This window comes from Bdellovibrionota bacterium, assembly GCA_040386775.1.
GTDB lineage: Bacteria > Bdellovibrionota > Bdellovibrionia > Bdellovibrionales > JAEYZS01 > JAEYZS01.
Genome location: JAZKEU010000008.1, coordinates 139699 through 157340 on the forward strand (window position 1 = coordinate 139699; position 17642 = coordinate 157340).

The window sequence follows — 17642 nt, forward strand, 5'->3', positions numbered from 1 at the left end:
AATGAAAATACTATTAATTGCATTTCTATCTTTAATTTCTTTAAATCTGAATGCCGCGGAAGGCGTTTCGACTGAAGTTGATCCCTCGAAGCTGACGCAAGTTGAAAAATGGATTGAGAATGCAAAGTATGATTTAGATATTGGAATTGACGATATTTCAAAAGGACCTATTACTGAACGGGAAGAACGTTTTAGAAATTTAATTGTTCAAGTTTTAGAAAAGTCGGGGAAAAACTCCAATGAATTTTTAATGCGCAATATGCTTTATAGAACTCAAGTGGTTTATTCTTCGTTACAAAAATCCGTTCCATCCGAAAAAAGAGATGCTGTTTCGAGAAAAGTTCTAGAAGAAGGAGTGAGATGGGCCTCATCTCTTTATCAAGCTGATCTCTCGCTCATTGGCAGCATAAAAAATAAGACAGCAGAAGATTACACTCCTGGAGTTGCGTTTGCGACGTTGGGTTTGGAGTGGGCTGAATATATGTTTGGTCTTTATTACGATATTCCAGATAATAAAATGAGATTTGAGCTTTTAAAAGATCTTATGGGTCTTATGTACAATGATGTTAACAGCGACTCTGCTGTGAATCGCATTCTGGCTCCTGTAAGTAAAAGTATTGTTCAAAAGAACGAGGAAATAAAACAAATTCCAAATATTCCGAGAACTCCACAAGAGGAATTAGAGCTTGCCAGAAGCTTGCGTACATTTATTGAAACTCATATTGATGAGACGAGAGCTCTTCTTGAGCCTTATGCTGTCAATTTTTACGGTGAGGGATTTAGGGCAAGTCCTGGAGACATAGGAGATGTTGCTAGAACACTGAGTTTTGAAAGTGTCACAACCCCTGGTTGCTCTCGTGCTTCTTCTATTAATGAGAAGCTGCAGGTTATTGAAAATGGAAGTAAGATTAGATTTTTACCTCATCATAATTCTGATTTGTATTATGTTGAAGTGATTGATATTCCAAGCACCTCATCTCCTATGGGTGCTCAAGTAAGCTGCAAAGGATTTCTCACAAAAAGAATGTTGAGTTTTGGTGTAAAAAGAATTTTTAAAAGAGATGCTGAGCATATCACAAGGATTAAAACTCAAGCAAAAACCAACATGATTCATTTTGTGATAGCAAAAAAGAATGAAAGACTTAAAAAGTATTGTCGCTATCTTGACCGAAATACAAATGTAGTGCTTGTGGATTTCGTTAAATATTACCTTTTTCAGCCAACTAGACCAAGCGGATTAGGTCCTCTGTTTGATTTACCATCCGCAGAGGTTTATTATCTCGTTAGAGTCGACGATCAAAATTCTATGCACTATGGTTGCACGGGATATTTTCCAGCAAGCGGTTTAACCATATTAGATTAATGCGTTTCCCTCTAGGGAACGAAAAAAAACTACCTTAGTTGACTAAAAGTTGTTCTATGAAAATATAAGGACAACAAAACTAAGGAGGATTTATGAAAATAATAATCGCACTCTGCTTGATCTTTACAAGCATGCAAACTTTTGCAAACCCACGTACTTTTGAAAACTCGGAGCGGATTTTAGAATCAAGTCATGCCAGAGCAGGTTCTTACTATGACTGGGGTCGTGCTAAAAACGGCTGGGGCTACTGCTACATGTGGTCATCCAATGGATATGTATTGAACGAAGGAAAGCCAGTATCAAACTACAACTGCGAACGCTACCGTCCTTCATACTACGACTGGGGAAAAGGCGTGAACGGTTACACTTACTGTTATCAATGGACTCCTTACAGAGTAGCAATGAACGAAGGTAAGCCTGTAGACAACTACTACTGTCATTAAAACGTGCGATGGGGGCCGAATGGATTTTCGCCCCCTCTGTCCACAAATTATGGTTTATATTTTTCCACAACGGTAAAATCTCATTTTTTCTGTAATCCATGGTGTATAGATTTTTTCAGTTAAATGAAATCTTTGAAATTGGTAGGGAGCTTTCGAGGTTTCTCCATTTTTAGTGAATACCCAGTTATCTTTGATGTAGACAAATGCATGCTCAGGTTTGCCCATAAGAATAAATACACCAATATCTCCAAATTGAGGTTTCGTAACCTCTTCACAATTTTTTAAAAATTCAACAAGTACCTCTTGGTCCATTGACTCCATCGGTTCTTCAGGAGCATGAAAACGAACGGCTGCGTTGAAGCAATTGCCTCTTGTAGTATATTGGTAAAGATTATCGGTAATATTTTTAGGTATACATTCGGTTACGTCCACCTTAAAAATAATATCAGGTAAAGAAAAATACTGAGTGATACTTTCAAGTTTATTCCCTTCTTGTAGAGCTTGGGGATAGCCTGGAATGATATTAAAACCTGGGGCTAATACTTCTTCAAGGGGAAGAGATATAGGTTGCCCCCCTCGCTCTAGCGTCACAAACCGCACAGGTTCGATTTCTTTGGTAGGAGTGCTAATAGGGACTTTAGCACAAGATGGGCTAGGAAAAATGCCAGAGGCCTTCAGGGCTTCATCTATGTTAGGAAAGTAAAAAAAGGTTTTTTTTGAGTCAGTGTCTATTTTGGTTTGGATAGAAAGTAAATCCGCGTTTGATTTCAGAGAAACTATTAATATAAACAAACTCAAAATGTGTTTAATTGAGATTAAATTTTTCATAGTTTTTGATTTAGTATCAATAATGGAGCACAAGATAGTTAGAATGTTACTTTTGAAAAAAAGTGGCTTAACATTTTTCAAATATCTATAAAAATGAAGCTTAAACCTATCGAATTTAATGGCGGGACAGGTGGGACGAGTTTAGGACTTTTCCCTGCTTTGAGGAATGCATAACGCAGAGCCTTGTTGGAGCTTTAAACAGATATGAGGGTTGTTTGAGGTTTTATTTGATAAACTTTGAGTTTTAATGGATTACTTAAAGTTAATGGGTTTAAAAAAAGAAGATCAAAATCTAGATGCTAGTGCCATTTCCAAAGAAGCTGAGGCTTTGGCCGCTATATCCATAAAAGAACGTTTATCAATGAGCTATGAAGAACGCATTGAAGCCCATGAAAACGCAAGAGTATTGATGCAAGATCTTAAATCTCAAGGAGAGTTGCTCCGTGCAAAATCTCAAAGAACTTCTTGAAAGGCTTCTCAAAAATAATATTGATTTTGTTCTAGTTGGTGGATTTGCAAGTGTATTGCATGGATCAACTTTAGTAACTCAAGACCTTGATATTTGTGTTGCTATGGCAGATGAAGAGATCGATAAACTTCGCCAAGCACTGAAAGACTTAAATCCTATTCATCGAATGAATCCAAATGCTAAAATTTCTTTTATGGAGCAACCGAAGGATTTAAGTAATATTAAAAATATTTACCTTAAGACTAATCTTGGAATTTTAGATATTATGTCAGAACTTCCACCTGTGGGAAATTTTGAAGTTATCAAAAAAAATGCTATTGAAATTAACCTCTACAATTACAAATGCAAAGTCATTTCCCTAGAAGATTTAATAAAAATCAAAGAATCTATGACTCGTCCAAAAGATAGAGAAACTCTAAATCATCTTAAGCAAATTCAAAAAATGAAAAAATAGTTTACCTAGTCAGATGGGATGAGTTTAGAACTGAATGCTGGGTTAGTAACTAAGAATTAACCACGTACCGTATCCAGTAACAGCAATGGCGCCAAAAAGGTGAATCCAAGAAGTTTTTTTGTCGCCATTCTTTTGAACTACTAAAAAGTCAGAAACCGCTACAATTCCAATACAAAGATTGATAGCACCAAGCGTGTTCCATTGTTCTTTGTAAAATAAAATCAAAACAGTTAGTCCTATAAAAACATCTCGAATACCTGTGCTCACAACATATGGAAGAGCAGGGCCATTTACAGAAATTCCAAATTTTTTTGACATTGGTTCCGGTTTTAACACTGCTGCAACACCAATTAGAAGAGTAAGGAGCCCTATGATGAGAGCAATATAGTGAGCAAGTGTTGGTACATTCATTCGATTGACTCCAATTTTAAAACAATAAAAAAGTTCAAGATCCATTGTCGTACTTGTAAAAGCGTATCTAAACATTGGAGATTGTTGAAGTGAAAAATGGCGGGGCAGGTGGCAAGAGTTGAGTGCGGGCTCTGCAAGTGCAATTTTTTTTGGCACTTAAAGCTCAGGGCAGGATTACCCAGGTACAGAAAAATATCCCCGTGTTAGGTTACAAAAAGTCTTCTAAATAAATATAAATAGTTTGGGCTCGGTCTTTACTGGTATTGAGTTTGCAATTTATGGGGTAGGAAGCTGCATAAGCAGTATAACTTAAACAAAAGGAAAGCATCATGCGAAGCGATCAAGCTTATTTAGAAACACCTCATACTCATAAACATCTTATATGTTGGAAGTCGACATTGGCAGGACTGGCCTTAGCAATCGTCGTTTTCCTTGGATTCTTGGCTCTGTCCGTGGCATTTGGAGGTATCGGTTTGTCCGATGGGTCTTCAGCTAAAGCTGCGGGTACGTTCGTCGCAGGATCATTAATCATTGCTACAATCTTCGCGGCATTTTCGGGTGGCTACTTGGCTTCACGCCTTGGTCGTACCGAAGTGGACGCTCTAGGAACTACGCAAGGTATGGTTGTAGGCGCAGTCTTTTTGATTTTTGTGATGTGCCAAGTGAATTCAGTAGTTGGTGCGATCGGAAAAGCCGCAGGACATGCTATGGGTGCTGCAACAATTGCAGTTGGTGGTGCCGCGACAGCCGCCAGCGAAAATCCAATGGTTCAAGATATCGTGCAAGATAATTTTGGAGAATTGAGATTAAAATCTGATCCCGCAGTAGTAGCTAAAGGTGTTGCGAGTAGGCTTTTGCGTGGTGATGACGAGAGCGCCAAAAATTACTTAGCCTATCAAGCAGGTGTTCCCGCATCAGAAGTGGATCAAAAAATCAATGCAGCTAAAGCAAAAATAGATGAAGCAACGACAAAACTTCGTGAGGCTACCGCGAGTGCCATGAAGGCCACGGGATGGAGTTTATTTGTTATTCTAGTTTTAGGAATGATCTCTTCAGGCGTTGGTGGATTGTTGGCTACAAAGTGTAACGAAAAATATACTTTAGATACTCATGATGATCTTAAAAAAGATTATAAGAGAACGCGTACATAGATTTAAAAACATGAACTTTAAGTTTCGATTAAAAACGATTAAACAAAGGATTATAAAATGAACCCATCAGAAATTATTTCAAATCAAAAAGGTGCCATCGGTTGGATTCTACTATGGCTGGTAGGAATTCCATTACCGATTCTATTACTATTATTTCTAATTCGTGGCGGAACCTGAGTAAAAAGGTACCGCCCACTGTACCTTTAATTATTCTAATCCTACTCCACATTCCATATCCATTTGGATAGAAGTTTGTTCGTAACTGTCCACTTGAATCATAAAATTACCCACTACGCCACGATCTCTTAGGGACATGCACTCAAAAACGTGCGGCCATTTAAACAGAGACCTCTAAAAGAATTTTTTTTGATGACCATATCCGCTGTTAGCCATAATGTTGGCTATTGAAAAGCAAAGGAGAATACTGTGAAAATTGAAAATATCCCTTTTATGACAACCGATTGGAGTAAGATTTCATCCACGGAGCACAAAGGAGAGGTGGGAAAGGCTTTTTGGAGAACTCTTGAAGTCGAAAATATTCGCGTTAGAATGGTGGAATATACGCCTGGTTACATCGCTGACCATTGGTGTTCTCGTGGTCACGTCTTACTTGTTCTAGAAGGCTCGCTTGTAACGGAATTAAAAGATGGTCGAAAATTCAATATGAGCACTGGTATGACTTACCAAGTGGCATCGAATGCAGAACCACATCGATCTTCATCTGCAGATGGAGCGAAGCTCTTTATTGTAGACTGACCAATCAATCTCCTGCTTTAAAAATTATTTTTGAAAATGGCGGGTGGGTATCATGCCGAAATAATAACAAGGATAAATATCAATTTTTGTAAAAGAAAAAGAGAACTCCGAAAATATTGGTAAACATGCAAGAGACTATCGTGAATTGAGGGGGAGGTATAAATGTTGTTTCTAATACCTGATTTATCGAATGATTTCGATGGCTGTTTCGGGAACAGCTGTTTGAACTTTGAATTCCCAATACGAGGGTAGGTTGGCAGGATTGAATCCAAAATTTCTTATGGCGGACATTGGGTGTTCTGCAGATAAAATTTCTACATAAGCCTCGTGGAATTCTTTCTTGTCTTTTTCTAATAGAAGGCTAACTTCTCCCAAAAAGACTAATCGTACAAATTCTTTGTAATCTCTAACAGTAAAGTCAAGCTGACCTTGTGATTGTCTTAATGTATTCCAAAAATCAGGATTAGATTCAAAGTTACTTTTCCAATCGGCATCATTTGGATGCTTCCTTTTTAATAAACTTCCAAATCTCGTTAAATATTTATCTGTTTCTTTAGGATGAAGCGAGTAACCAATTGATCTAACAAGTTCATCTGGATACATTACAAATGTTGATACCCATCCATTTTCGACAGCATAATCATCTTTGATTAAAAGTGTATTTTTACCATATTCTGATTCTTGTGCTATCTTATCAGTATTTTTAAACTTTATATCCACATGAAAATAAACAGATTCATCGCTTTTCAACCATCTATTGAAAGCTAAATTTGTTAACCCAATATCCAAACCAATTTCACGAAGAACTCTTGTAGACATTAAAGGCATATTCAGATCATTCGATACCTTTAAAGCTCTATTATGAAAAAAATAAAAATCCAATTTATCAAACCATTCTTGAACTTTCTTGAATTTAATATTGGACTCAGCCAAGCGTATTGAAGCTTCATATTTAGTAGTATATTCACTTAAATTTTTCATGCTTATTTTTTCTAAATTGTTTCGACCTGAATTATTTGTCAATTTGCGGACTCTAGTTTCTAAAACATTGTTATAGGATTTATCTTGCTCGCGATGTAAATTATCTCCACTAATCTCAAGAATTTTTTGATAAAGATATTCTCCAATTATCTTCGTTTGCTGTACTTCTGATAATCTTGAGAAGGCTTTGGAGTTGGAGCCTTTTTCACGTAAAAATTGATTGAATGGTACAGATTCTACAAGCATTTCTCTTGCATTACGAGTACTGCCAATTCTTGAAATCCAAAATCCATTTTGTGCAATGCTATTTAGATCGTTCAAAAAATTATTAATATTGTCAGTTTGTATTTTTTGAGGAGCAGCAGGTCTAGCTGTGGGTACTTCTGTATTTGTAAAAAGCCTGCGACAACTAAGGCCTGCTAGAGCAAAAGTGGGCTCTGTAGAAATAAGAATAAGTATGAGTATATTCATTAGGTTTTTCATATGCATATGATATAGAGCTATATACAATATATGTGCCAATTTTTGGGTACAAGATTGTATACGTTTGTTGCGAACTCTTAAAATGTATATCAAGTTATCATTTTCGATTAATTAAAAAAGCGAAGCACAAACCTTTCCATGAAACTCAGGCTTGGAAACCAATTGTCTAAAGATATCCATACTCTGTTTTAAATGAAACCATGCATGCTCTTGAACAATAATTTGCGGATTTATCCTTGGCGAATATTGAAGAGAAGTTTTTTGATAGTGCACATGAGATCTGACAAAACATTCATAGGCCTTTGCATATTCACGTCTATCGTTATATACATGACCTAACCAATGATAAGCATCTCCCAAAATTAACTCTTTTTGCTGAAGTTCAGTTTTATCTGACGAACTTTGAGTCCGAGTAATCAACTCTTCTAGATCGGCCTTACTTTTCTCTGGGCTTGAGAATCGATAAGGCGAGATTCCTGATGCCAAAATAAATTCCATTTCAGCGGGTCGATCGAGAATGAACTTGGCTAAGTATGGATTTTTATTATTGTAAGCATCTTGCACCATCTCTGTAGCGGGCAAACTTAAATCTTCCCTGACTTTTGCATACTCATTAGCATATTTTGGATCGACATCAGGCAAGGCCCAAGCATTACTATAATTACCAAGAATAAAAAACTGAGCAAACAATATGCAAAGAAATTTTATGCTTTGTCTTAAAATTTGATTATCATCGACCAACAATTTCATAAACCACCTAAAGTAGATTCAACTCTTTGGTTTGAATTTTGACTAATTAATATACACCTTGCTTAATTTTGTTAGAATAACAGCCCTTAAAATGCTTAAAAACGCTAACAAAATTAAGTTATATTTTTCTATGCTTTATCTGTACCAAAAATTGTACGACGCGAGTCAACTTTTAAACTCTTTATCGAGCATACCAGCCAAAACCAATTATAGGTCGGTGAAGAGCCACAGCATGTAATGAGTATATGTTTAAGATTTTTTTCACCACTCAAATGACTTAAAGTGTTAGATATCAATGCATGTTTTTTAGATGCAATCTCCTTTCCCTGCTTGCGCGGGACAGGTGATGCGTAAATGGATTATTAACAACAGAATGGTTAAAACCATTTAATTGGTATTTCAGGAGGAGACTATGACAAAAATATTATTGGTATTGTCATTATTCAGTATCTGTATGTCAGTATCTGCATTTGACGGGACTTCATCATCTCAAGACCAAGATGGCAAATCAGGATGTACTGAAAGTTATAATGGGAAGGTCGCTTGCGGCAAAAATGCGACAGGCTGTATTGAGTCGTATAACGGCAACGTTGCTTGCGGACGAAATGTAAATGTTTGCATTGAATCTTATAACGGCAAGGTTGCTTGTGGTGGTAATGCCAAAAGCTGCATTGAATCTTATAACGGCAACGTTGCTTGTGGTGGTAATGCCAAAAGCTGCATTGAATCTTATAACGGTAATGTTGCTTGCCCGGAGTGAGCCCCTACCGTTCTGAAGATGAGAAACTTATTTGTGATTACTTAGATTTTCCAAAAAAAACTGTTAAATTACGATCAGGAGCAAAGTTTGAAGCACGAAATTCGAAAGTATTTTTATCAATAGCCTTTAAGGGTCCGAGTGTCGAGCCTACAAAGGTTTCTGGAGCGTCTCGTTTGATAATTAGTGTAAATTGACTAACTCCACCCAAGCTCCAAGTTTTGGCCGTTGTCAGAATATAATTCAGTGAATTTCCGCCTGTAATGTCAGAACGTTGAAATTCAAGAGATTTAATATTTTTGTCAGTTTCCCATCGCAAATTTGGATTTCTATCCCAATGCGGAGCCATATTAAAAAACCAAGCGGGACTTCCGCTATCCACACCCAATACAGGCGCATAAGAGTGTTCAATTTTCACAATTCTATTGGGCGGAAATTCTTGCTCCCAATAATATGTAATTCTTGTTTTATATAGAACGTCTTCGGGATCGGTCCCATTATAATCTTCAGCCCATTTTGTTTTCTGCGCTTTCTTGAATAGTTCTTTATTTTTATCGAGCTCCCGACAATCAGCTGGCAACTTGGCTTTTTTTATCTGTTCGGTTACATCCTGTCCGTCCTTAAAGGCTTTGACTTCTTTTCGGTATTCTACTTTTTTTCCATCAACTACAACTGAGAAATCCTCAGGCGCATTCGATTTACCCCAGTAACCACAACTCATTTCTGGCATTGGAAATGCTATTAAAGCCTTTTCAGTCTTTTTTGCCTCGGCTTCACCAACTCGATTTATAAATTCATATTTTACATTCACATTCATTTTAGAAATCGTGAGTACTTCTGTTAACATCTCTATATTGCTAGATTTCTTAAATACGATCCCGCCTGCGCCTATAGCGGAATAACCATCATTTGCCATGGCAAGATCTGAAATAACGAAAATTAAAAACAGAATATATATTTTCATAATGTTCCAATAAATCTACAAATTAATGACAATTCATCAATTCTGTTAAAAAACCATGAATTAGTTTTTTGTTAATACTCAAAAGAGTCAATAGCTAAAACGCGCTGATTTTCAAAACTCTTTTGAGTTGTCGAGAATGCTTAGATGCTGGTACAATTCAATCTATGAGTTTTCAAAAATTTCGTCCGCATCCTTGGCATGGAATAGCATCTGGTAAAGAACCTCCTGTGCTAGTAACAGCCTATATAGAAATTACGCCTATCGATGGTATTAAGTACGAAATCGATAAAGATACTGGATACCTAAAAGTAGATCGACCGCAAGTGAACTCTTCATTGCCACCAGCTTTGTATGGCTTCATTCCTCAAACTTATTGCGATACTCAGGTAGGTCAAATTTCAGGAAAAAATTTAAAAGGCGACAGAGATCCTCTGGATATCTGTGTTTTTAGCGAGCGACCAATCACTCGCAGCGAAGTTTTAGTTCCCACAAGAGTCATCGGTGGACTGAGAATGGTAGATAAAGGCGAGGCTGACGATAAAATCATTGGTGTTCTAGAAAACGATCCTTACTGGAGCGGTGTAACTGACATTGGCCAACTTCCTTCTGTTCTTCTCCAAAGACTACAGCATTATTTTTTAACATATAAATTAAAACCTAATCAACAATCTGAAGTTACAATAGATGAAACATACGGATTAGATGGCGCTAAAAAAGTAATTTTAGCTGCCCTTGAAGATTATAAAAACGAATTCAATAAATAATTTTCTTAGAGTTGAAAATTGGGATGAGCTTGGAACCTATTGTCGAAAGTTGTTAGTTGGTAGATACAAGTATTTTTATCTTTAAACACGCCATCGCTCTCATGCAGGTCTCTTTGTGTGTATCCTAGAGTAATGTGAGGGTAAAAGTGATCTGGATCGAAGTCATTTAAATTTCCGCCTTTAGCAACCACTAGACTCTGGATTTCTCGTCTTATATTTAAGAGATTTTCTGAATGAACGACAATATAGAATGTTTTTAGCTCTTTATCTGCAGTTGATTTTCCTATTCCTAAACAAAGAATATCAAACTGGGAGCTTTGAATCTTCATAGATTCCGCAATTTGATTGATTTCATACATGGTGATGTTTAGAGGCTTTAATATATTCCAGTATTCAACAGGAGTAATCACGGTGATATGAGCTTCTCCTCTGTTTTTAAGAATTAAATTTTCTTTGTTCTGAAGTTCTTGCAAGAGACCCGTTGTAGGTTCAAATGGCAGATTCATCGTAAGGTAATTATCCCATTGCCCCGGGCCACTGAATTTTAAAAACTCAACGGACTCACCATTTTTGATTTTAGAATCAATGAATAGGGAATTCTCACTTGCACTTATACCAAAAGATGCAAAATAAAGTAATACAGTGATGAGTTTTAAAAATTTGTGCATAATTCCCCTTAAAGATTTGGAGCATTATTGAACTGAGTATCCCTGTCAAGAGCCCAACGGTTGGCGCTTCAAGTTATTCAAGTAAGCTCAATAAAAACACAACAAGCTGAATAACATAGATCATAATTAATAATCTCGCTCTACTTTGCAAATTCTTACTTTAAACTGCTTATACCACTTTTCTTTTCCGAGATTTTGAGCTTCACGATGCTCTATATTTTGTTTCCAATTAGTAATACTCTCAAGTGTTTCCCAGTATGAAATTGTAATTCCAAAACCATTTGAATCACGCACTGATTCCATTCCTAAGAAACCTGCCTGCATTTGCGAAAGATGAACCATTTTATCAGCCATAGATCCATAGCCATTATCACCATCTGTTCGGATAGAAGTGAATATAGCTGCATAATATGGAGGGTTGGGAGTTTTAGAAATCATGATTTAGCATAGAGGCATTATTTGAAAATGCAAAGAGTTCCATAGTTCAAATGCCCTAATTTTTTATTTTATTGAATTTGTTCAGGAAAATAGTGGCGGGGCAGGTGGGACGAGCTTAGAACTTATTGCTGGGAATCGAAGATTTAAACTTCTTTTATCCATCCAAGAACATCAGTGCCTAGCTTCAAAGCAAGCGCAATTAAAATAAGGCCAGAAAATAAAGAGACTATCCTCATTGCTTTTGGGTTGTTTAGAAAGCGACTAGCAATTGAGGCGAGGAGAGCTAGTCCAAAAAACCAAAGAGTTGAGAAGAAGGATGCTCCAGCGCCAAAATAAAATCTTTCAGTTAAACTGCCGAACTTAGATGAATACCCGCCTACTAACACAATAGCATCAAGATATACATGTGGGTTAAGCAGACTAAATCCAAGAGCGGCTAGAATTGTTTGCTTAATGGTTGTTGTCTGTTTTGAAGATTGGGAAAGCGAGATCCCATTTCTTGCTTCATTCAGCTTTAATATTCCATAGAAGAATAAAAAGCCTACACCTATAATTCCAAGCCCAATCTTTAATAGTGGAAACTGAATAAAGAACGTAGCTACTCCAAGAACTCCAATGAAAATAAGAAGCGTATCGCACAAGGAAGAAACAGAGGCGACTAGCAAATGCCTTTGTTTACGAAGGCCAGAGTTAAGTACAAAAATATTTTGAGCGCCCAAAGCCAGAATTAAACTTGCCTGTAGAAAAAAACCTTGAGCGAAAATACTTAACATTTATGACTCCAAAAGTTCGAGACCCGTATGAATTCACTTGAAAAACACTATCTAAATATTTGGAATTATTGAAGAGAAAAATGGCGATATCTCGCAAATAACGTCATCGGAGACAGATCGAAATTCTCAAGGAGAAAATGCATTACTGCTAGCAGTGAAAATGAAGCGCTTCGATATTATTAGACCTTTGCTAACATTCTACTGAATTCAAATGTTCTTCTTTTAAGAAGGAATCCAAACAATTAGCGGATAACGAAATCTCTTCATTATTGAAGGGGCTTTTTAAATAATTCTTTCATCGAAATAGCTGACATAATGAATAACTTAAGAATATTTTGTAATCAATACCTGTTAAAGACATAACACTTCCATTTTTAAACCAATTACGGATAAAATCACTTTTTTTAGGAGCTATTATGATAAAATCACTACTTGTATGTGTTGTTTTATGTGTTGGAACTTATGCCTACGCTGGTGAGAGTTTTGGACATTGCTCAGGACTTTTTAGCTCTTCCGAATCACATTTTTATTCAAATTCAAAAGTTAATTTGATCAAAACAAACAGCGGGATTGATGCGATATTTGAAGATGGCCATATTCAGACATTAGTGTATGGCGATGGCTTGGCTATTCCGTTTCAATTACCTAATGGCCGTATTGTTGTAGGAACAGGTAAAGATATTATTGTTTTTTCACCAAAAGATAATACTTTTGAAATGAACACTTGGACACAAATATACAGCGACAGAAGCGCTATTACCAATTGGAATATTTCTCCCAATGGAAAATTTGTAGTTGCTACTAATACTTACTCCGAACATTTGCAGCTAGTCTCGATTGAAATTGATAAATTCTTGTCATCTAATTACAAAGAAAAAAGACAAAGCCAAATAAACATAAATCCATTAGTTTTGAGAGATCAGGTAATTAAAGTTGTCCCACAAGACGATGGCAGTGTCGTTGTTCATACTGTATCAGGAAAGATTTCGATAGGACGCGTGGATCTATTGGCTTCAGTTACAAAAATCAAGGCTATAGATGAGATGAGAACTCAAGAGCTTCCTATTGAGGCTGTGAAAATGAATATTAGAAATGCACTTGTTGAAATTGGGTATTCTTCGCAGCAAGCCGATACGTTAACGACCGAAATGCTTAATTTTGAAAACAGAAATATTACTGCGCTTGAAATACTACAGCGTATGGCATGAGTTGCATATAAAGATGCTAATCTAAACTAGGGATCATATAATGAAATTATTAATATTCTTTATTATCATACTTTTAAATTTCAATTTGCATGCGTCTAATACATGCTCCTCGCTTTTTTCAAGAAATGAGATCGGTAAAAATGGAGAAGCTAAATTAGAAATAAGTTCTATAGGTCAAATCAGCGTAACAGACTTAAACGGGAAAGAACTACTTCTTGAAAATAAATATTTCGATGCCGAATATAGCTTTAAATTTACTCAAGAGGTAGTTGACGTTATATCAGGGCCTAAATGGTTTTTATTAATTGGAACTAAGACCCTGATATTGATTAAAAGAATTGATCAAAGAGACGATTCTCAAGAAACGAAGACCAATGGTATTCAATATCATTTTGGAAATAGCGGAGTATTTGATAACGTTATCCGTGTCGAAAAGGGCTCTAATGGTCTATTCACTGTGGTAGATCGTAAGCAAGATGGAAGCTTAGTCCATTATACTATGAAAGTAAGGGACGAAGATTTAGACCGAGACATAGTCCTTCAAAGTCATACTACTCAAATTTCTCTTTGAAAAATTGGCGGGGTGGACGGGACTCGAACCCGCGGCCTCCGCCGTGACAGGGCGGCGTTATAACCAACTTAACTACCACCCCGCAAAAGATGAAATAGTCGATCTATAATTAAATAGAAGACAAATATATAAGGCTTTTAGGTCACTTTGTTCAAGAATGTTTTGCGGTTGACGCGACGCTAACATTGCTATGAAAAGTATCAAACCATACATTTTATTGCATATTTTTATTTGTTGTCTGTATAAGTAAGCATCTCTGGGGAGGGGTTTATGAAATCATTTATTATTCTATCACTTAGCATTTTTTTAATTTTTGAAAGCGCGACGGCAGCATTGCCAATTTTTGATACAGGAATAATGGTTCCGCAGGTCTTGAGTGGAAACGCAGCCACTCCTGATTTTACCAGCAAACAATTTTATCTCGAAGATGCTCCTCAAGGAATCGGGGCGCGCTCTGCTTGGTCACTCGCAGGCGGTACCGGAGAAAATGTAAAAATCATTGATATTGAAATTGGTTACGAACAAAAGCACGAAGATCTCGCTGCATTTTTCTTTAGTCCGAGCAATTTTCCCTCGATTGACCTGAATCATGGCTCGGCAGTGTTAGGTGTCTTGGCTGGCCAACCCAATTCAATGGGAATAATAGGCATTGCTCATGCGGCCGAAATGGGATTCATCGGATTCAAAGAAGGCGCGCAAGACGATGTTGATCAACCCTACATTGATGGGATCAATGAAGCGATTAAAGCAGCAATATCCAAACTGGAAGCTGGAGATGTATTGGTCATCGAGCAACACATGGTGGGACCTGACAGCCGAAAATATACGGCAGTGGAATATTGGGAACCGATTTTTAATGAACTCAAAAAAGCCACGGATGCAGGAATTCATTGCGTGGAGGCTGCTGGCAATGGCGGTTCTAACTTTGACTCTCCCGTTTATGGTGGAGCCTTTGATTTAAAGCTTCGTGATTCAGGTTGCATCATGGTGGGCGCAGGTAGCGCTCAGAGTAAAGAAAGACTTGGATTCTCGAATTACGGTTCAAGAGTAGATGCCTTTGGATTTGGTGAAATGGTAACTACGATTGGCTACGGGGATTTATTCAATGACGGAAGTCCTCGTGCTTATACTCAGAGATTCAATGGCACTTCTAGCGCTACTCCGATTGTGGCCGGAGCGGTGGCTGTGGTGAGTTCTATTGCGGAAGCTCAAGGCGTGGTTATAACACCTACAAAAATGCGTGAAGCTTTGCGTGCAACAGGCACTTCGCAGGGACCGATGACAAAGGAAAAACGCATTGGTAATTTACCGAATGTCTCTGCGATGCTCGAGTATTTAAACTTAAAGTGATTCAAACATAATTTGAGCAGCTAATTTCGAAGTCTTATTATCCTGATCAAGAGGTGGTGAGACTTCGTAAATACCTAGAAGCTTTACATCCAGTCTTTCACGTAAAACTTTGAAAACTGTAAAGAAATTTTCTGGATCAAAACCAGTCGCAAAACTCTGACTGCATCCCGGCGCATAGGCATTTGAAAACCCATCAATATCGACACTCAAGTAACAAGCTCTTTTCTTGAGCAAGAACGGCTCCAGGAATTCTAGGATTTTTATATGTGCAGAAACTCCAGAATATAGAATTTCATCGTAAGAAAGAATATGAGCGTCTTTGGATTGTGCCCATTCAAGATGATATCTGCTGTTGCAATGAGATTGGATACCGATCTCTAGAAAATCAAATTCCACTTCAAGCTCAGATCGGTATTTCGATAGCAATCTATAGAAAGGTGTTCCGCTAGTGATATTATCTTTGTGTGGTCTGACATCCAAGTGAGCATCAAAGTTTATAATCAAAGGCTTTTGCTCTTTGTCTGATTTTTTTTGGAACACTTCCAAAAATGCTGCGCCATCAGGATATCCGTAATCATGACCGCCACCCAAAGTGATCACTCGGGTTTGCTTTAAAAGATCTTCAAGGGCACTTTGCGCTTTCTCGTGACGGTCTTCCAGTGTTCCTTCAATTTTTAAATCTCCAAGATCATAGATCTTTGAGTCTATGTTTTTCAAAAGGTGGGGAGTCATCTTGTAGAAATTTTCTCGGATGATCTTAGGAGCGTCTTTTGCTCCAGGTCTGCCCTTGTTATTTAGAATGCCTTCGTCGTCAGGGTATCCCAAGATGACAACAGAATCTTTAAGATCTGTGACTTCAGTAAGACTTCTCGCAAAATCTCCGAGTCTTAAATCTTGAGGATTGTCTCTTGTAAAAAATGTTTTGTTGGGAACGAAGTTTTTGAACATATATTATTCCAACATCTTATTTAGATTTTTAAGATTTACCATAAGTCTTTTCTGAAGATCAGGACCTACAGTTTTGAATATTTTCAGGTTCTTTGCAACTTCTGCAAGTAATCTTCTTCCATTTTCCGCATCATCCAAGTGGATGATCTCAGGAGCAGGACCTTTTACGCCTTGGTTATGATAATTCTTAAGAGGAACGGCGAGTCCCATTGTTTTGTAACCAAATTGCGATAGAGCAGTGGCTTCGCAAGATCCACCGTCCATAATTCTCTTTTGGAATTTGAACTTTTGATCTTTGGCTTTTAGGGCTTGCGCTTGCTTTTGGATAAAGAGTGAGAAGTTAGAATCAAACAGCGTTGAGGCATCACCCAATCGAATTACGGGGCCTTCACCTAAAAGTGCTCCTGGCAAAGTTCTTGAAGCTTCAAGGGACACGACCATTGTGTTCATGGGAATCACTTTGGATTTGATCATATGAAGACATCCTACAAATCCCACCTCTTCAGCTCTGGTGAAAACTGCAATGGCGGGGACTTTTAATTTCTTAACGTCAATTAAAGCTCCAATGGCCATCACACAACCGGCAAGATCATCGGCGCATTTGGTATGGACATACCCATTGCGGTATTTAAAACCTTCAAAGTTAAAGGCTCCAAAATAATTTTTTGTTTTGACGGCTTTTTCGTTTAATTCTTTTGTCGTTTCAATTTCGAAAGGAATACCTTCTCGGTGATTTCCTTTAAGATCGAAATTTCTGATTGTGCCTTTATAAAACTTCTCTGAGGTCACGTCAGAGAAAATTCTTACCAGTTTTCCTTCCATTTGGTGGAAAGGGGCTCCGCCATACCAAGTGGCTTTATATTTATAGGCAGATATTTTTTCATGGATGATAAAGCCTGGATGATCTGTGTGTGCAAAAAATGCAACATGGTCCTTGGACTTTAATTTTTGTGCACTTGAAACGCCGGCGATGATTTGGCCTACGGAATCTTCGAAGTAGGGAATTTTGTTTTCTTCTAAAATGGATTTGATTTCAGCGAGCACAAAAGACTCTCTAAATGGAGCAGTTGGTTGGTTAAATAATCTCTCAGTCAGGGTTTGCGTATTCATAA

21 protein-coding genes and 1 tRNA gene are annotated in these 17642 nt (G+C 37.3%); 11 read left to right on the forward strand and 11 right to left on the reverse strand.

Features of this window, described 5'->3' with window-relative positions:
* Position 1 precedes the first annotated feature (1 nt).
* Both V4596_03595 and V4596_03600 read left to right on the forward strand, forming a co-directional pair.
* Positions 2-1363, forward strand: a complete 1362-nt coding sequence (locus tag V4596_03595; protein ID MES2768207.1) for a hypothetical protein — start codon at positions 2-4, stop codon at positions 1361-1363.
* 92 nt (positions 1364-1455) lie between these two features.
* Positions 1456-1806, forward strand: coding sequence for a hypothetical protein (locus V4596_03600; GenBank protein ID MES2768208.1), 351 nt, complete (start codon positions 1456-1458; stop codon positions 1804-1806).
* Between the two features lie 54 nt (positions 1807-1860).
* On the opposite strand, the gene V4596_03605 is transcribed toward V4596_03600, so the two are convergent.
* On the reverse strand, positions 1861-2634 hold the full coding sequence (locus tag V4596_03605) for a hypothetical protein (GenBank protein ID MES2768209.1): 774 nt from the start codon (positions 2632-2634) through the stop codon (positions 1861-1863).
* 247 nt (positions 2635-2881) lie between these two features.
* Between V4596_03605 and V4596_03610 the strand changes: the two genes are divergently transcribed.
* Positions 2882-3103 (forward strand): hypothetical protein, encoded by a 222-nt coding sequence (locus V4596_03610; protein ID MES2768210.1) that lies wholly within the window; start codon positions 2882-2884, stop codon positions 3101-3103.
* Positions 3078-3557 (forward strand): nucleotidyltransferase, encoded by a 480-nt coding sequence (locus tag V4596_03615; protein ID MES2768211.1) that lies wholly within the window; start codon positions 3078-3080, stop codon positions 3555-3557. Before V4596_03610 ends, V4596_03615 begins: the two co-directional genes overlap by 26 nt.
* Before the next feature lie 42 nt (positions 3558-3599).
* Here V4596_03615 and V4596_03620 read toward each other — a convergent pair whose 3' ends face one another.
* Positions 3600-4124: a DUF4267 domain-containing protein gene (locus tag V4596_03620; GenBank protein MES2768212.1), complete on the reverse strand. Its 525-nt coding sequence runs from the start codon at positions 4122-4124 to the stop codon at positions 3600-3602.
* 173 nt (positions 4125-4297) lie between these two features.
* On the opposite strand from V4596_03620, the gene V4596_03625 reads away from it, so the two are divergent.
* Together V4596_03625 and V4596_03630 are read left to right on the forward strand one after the other, a co-directional pair.
* Positions 4298-5119, forward strand: a complete 822-nt coding sequence (locus V4596_03625) for a hypothetical protein (GenBank protein MES2768213.1) — start codon at positions 4298-4300, stop codon at positions 5117-5119.
* A gap of 426 nt (positions 5120-5545) precedes the next feature.
* Positions 5546-5875, forward strand: coding sequence for a DHCW motif cupin fold protein (locus tag V4596_03630; GenBank protein MES2768214.1), 330 nt, complete (start codon positions 5546-5548; stop codon positions 5873-5875).
* 183 nt (positions 5876-6058) lie between these two features.
* Here the strand turns inward: V4596_03630 and V4596_03635 are convergent, their stop codons facing one another.
* The gene (locus V4596_03635) at positions 6059-7339 is read right to left on the reverse strand and encodes a hypothetical protein (GenBank protein ID MES2768215.1); all 1281 of its coding nucleotides are present in this window, start codon (positions 7337-7339) and stop codon (positions 6059-6061) included.
* 111 nt (positions 7340-7450) lie between these two features.
* Positions 7451-8089, reverse strand: coding sequence for a hypothetical protein (locus tag V4596_03640; GenBank protein ID MES2768216.1), 639 nt, complete (start codon positions 8087-8089; stop codon positions 7451-7453).
* Positions 8090-8501: 412 nt separating this feature from the next.
* Between V4596_03640 and V4596_03645 the strand changes: the two genes are divergently transcribed.
* The gene (locus V4596_03645) at positions 8502-8849 is read left to right on the forward strand and encodes a hypothetical protein (GenBank protein MES2768217.1); all 348 of its coding nucleotides are present in this window, start codon (positions 8502-8504) and stop codon (positions 8847-8849) included.
* 37 nt (positions 8850-8886) lie between these two features.
* Here the strand turns inward: V4596_03645 and V4596_03650 are convergent, their stop codons facing one another.
* The gene (locus tag V4596_03650) at positions 8887-9810 is read right to left on the reverse strand and encodes a DUF4424 family protein (protein MES2768218.1); all 924 of its coding nucleotides are present in this window, start codon (positions 9808-9810) and stop codon (positions 8887-8889) included.
* Between the two features lie 164 nt (positions 9811-9974).
* On the opposite strand from V4596_03650, the gene V4596_03655 reads away from it, so the two are divergent.
* Complete coding sequence (locus V4596_03655; protein ID MES2768219.1) at positions 9975-10574, forward strand: inorganic pyrophosphatase; 600 nt, start codon at positions 9975-9977, stop codon at positions 10572-10574.
* A 5-nt stretch (positions 10575-10579) separates the two neighbouring features.
* On the opposite strand, the gene V4596_03660 is transcribed toward V4596_03655, so the two are convergent.
* The 3 genes from V4596_03660 to V4596_03670 all read right to left on the reverse strand — a co-directional run bounded on the left by V4596_03660 (position 10580) and on the right by V4596_03670 (position 12453).
* The gene (locus V4596_03660) at positions 10580-11242 is read right to left on the reverse strand and encodes a hypothetical protein (GenBank protein MES2768220.1); all 663 of its coding nucleotides are present in this window, start codon (positions 11240-11242) and stop codon (positions 10580-10582) included.
* Between the two features lie 126 nt (positions 11243-11368).
* The gene (locus V4596_03665; GenBank protein MES2768221.1) at positions 11369-11680 is read right to left on the reverse strand and encodes an antibiotic biosynthesis monooxygenase; all 312 of its coding nucleotides are present in this window, start codon (positions 11678-11680) and stop codon (positions 11369-11371) included.
* Between the two features lie 143 nt (positions 11681-11823).
* Positions 11824-12453: a LysE family transporter gene (locus V4596_03670; GenBank protein ID MES2768222.1), complete on the reverse strand. Its 630-nt coding sequence runs from the start codon at positions 12451-12453 to the stop codon at positions 11824-11826.
* Positions 12454-12869: 416 nt separating this feature from the next.
* Here V4596_03670 and V4596_03675 point away from each other — a divergent pair, with 416 nt between their 5' ends.
* Positions 12870-13661 (forward strand): hypothetical protein, encoded by a 792-nt coding sequence (locus V4596_03675; protein ID MES2768223.1) that lies wholly within the window; start codon positions 12870-12872, stop codon positions 13659-13661.
* Positions 13662-13701: 40 nt separating this feature from the next.
* Positions 13702-14232, forward strand: coding sequence for a hypothetical protein (locus tag V4596_03680; protein MES2768224.1), 531 nt, complete (start codon positions 13702-13704; stop codon positions 14230-14232).
* A 5-nt stretch (positions 14233-14237) separates the two neighbouring features.
* Here the strand turns inward: V4596_03680 and V4596_03685 are convergent.
* Positions 14238-14314: transfer RNA gene (locus V4596_03685), tRNA-Asp, on the reverse strand.
* Between the two features lie 188 nt (positions 14315-14502).
* On the opposite strand from V4596_03685, the gene V4596_03690 reads away from it, so the two are divergent.
* The gene (locus tag V4596_03690; GenBank protein MES2768225.1) at positions 14503-15582 is read left to right on the forward strand and encodes a S8 family serine peptidase; all 1080 of its coding nucleotides are present in this window, start codon (positions 14503-14505) and stop codon (positions 15580-15582) included.
* Here V4596_03690 and V4596_03695 read toward each other — a convergent pair.
* Positions 15574-16530: a formimidoylglutamase gene (locus V4596_03695; GenBank protein MES2768226.1), complete on the reverse strand. Its 957-nt coding sequence runs from the start codon at positions 16528-16530 to the stop codon at positions 15574-15576. The genes V4596_03690 and V4596_03695 overlap by 9 nt on opposite strands.
* A 3-nt stretch (positions 16531-16533) precedes the next feature.
* Positions 16534-17640, reverse strand: a complete 1107-nt coding sequence (locus V4596_03700) for a hypothetical protein (GenBank protein ID MES2768227.1) — start codon at positions 17638-17640, stop codon at positions 16534-16536.
* Between the last annotated feature and the right edge of the window lie 2 nt (positions 17641-17642).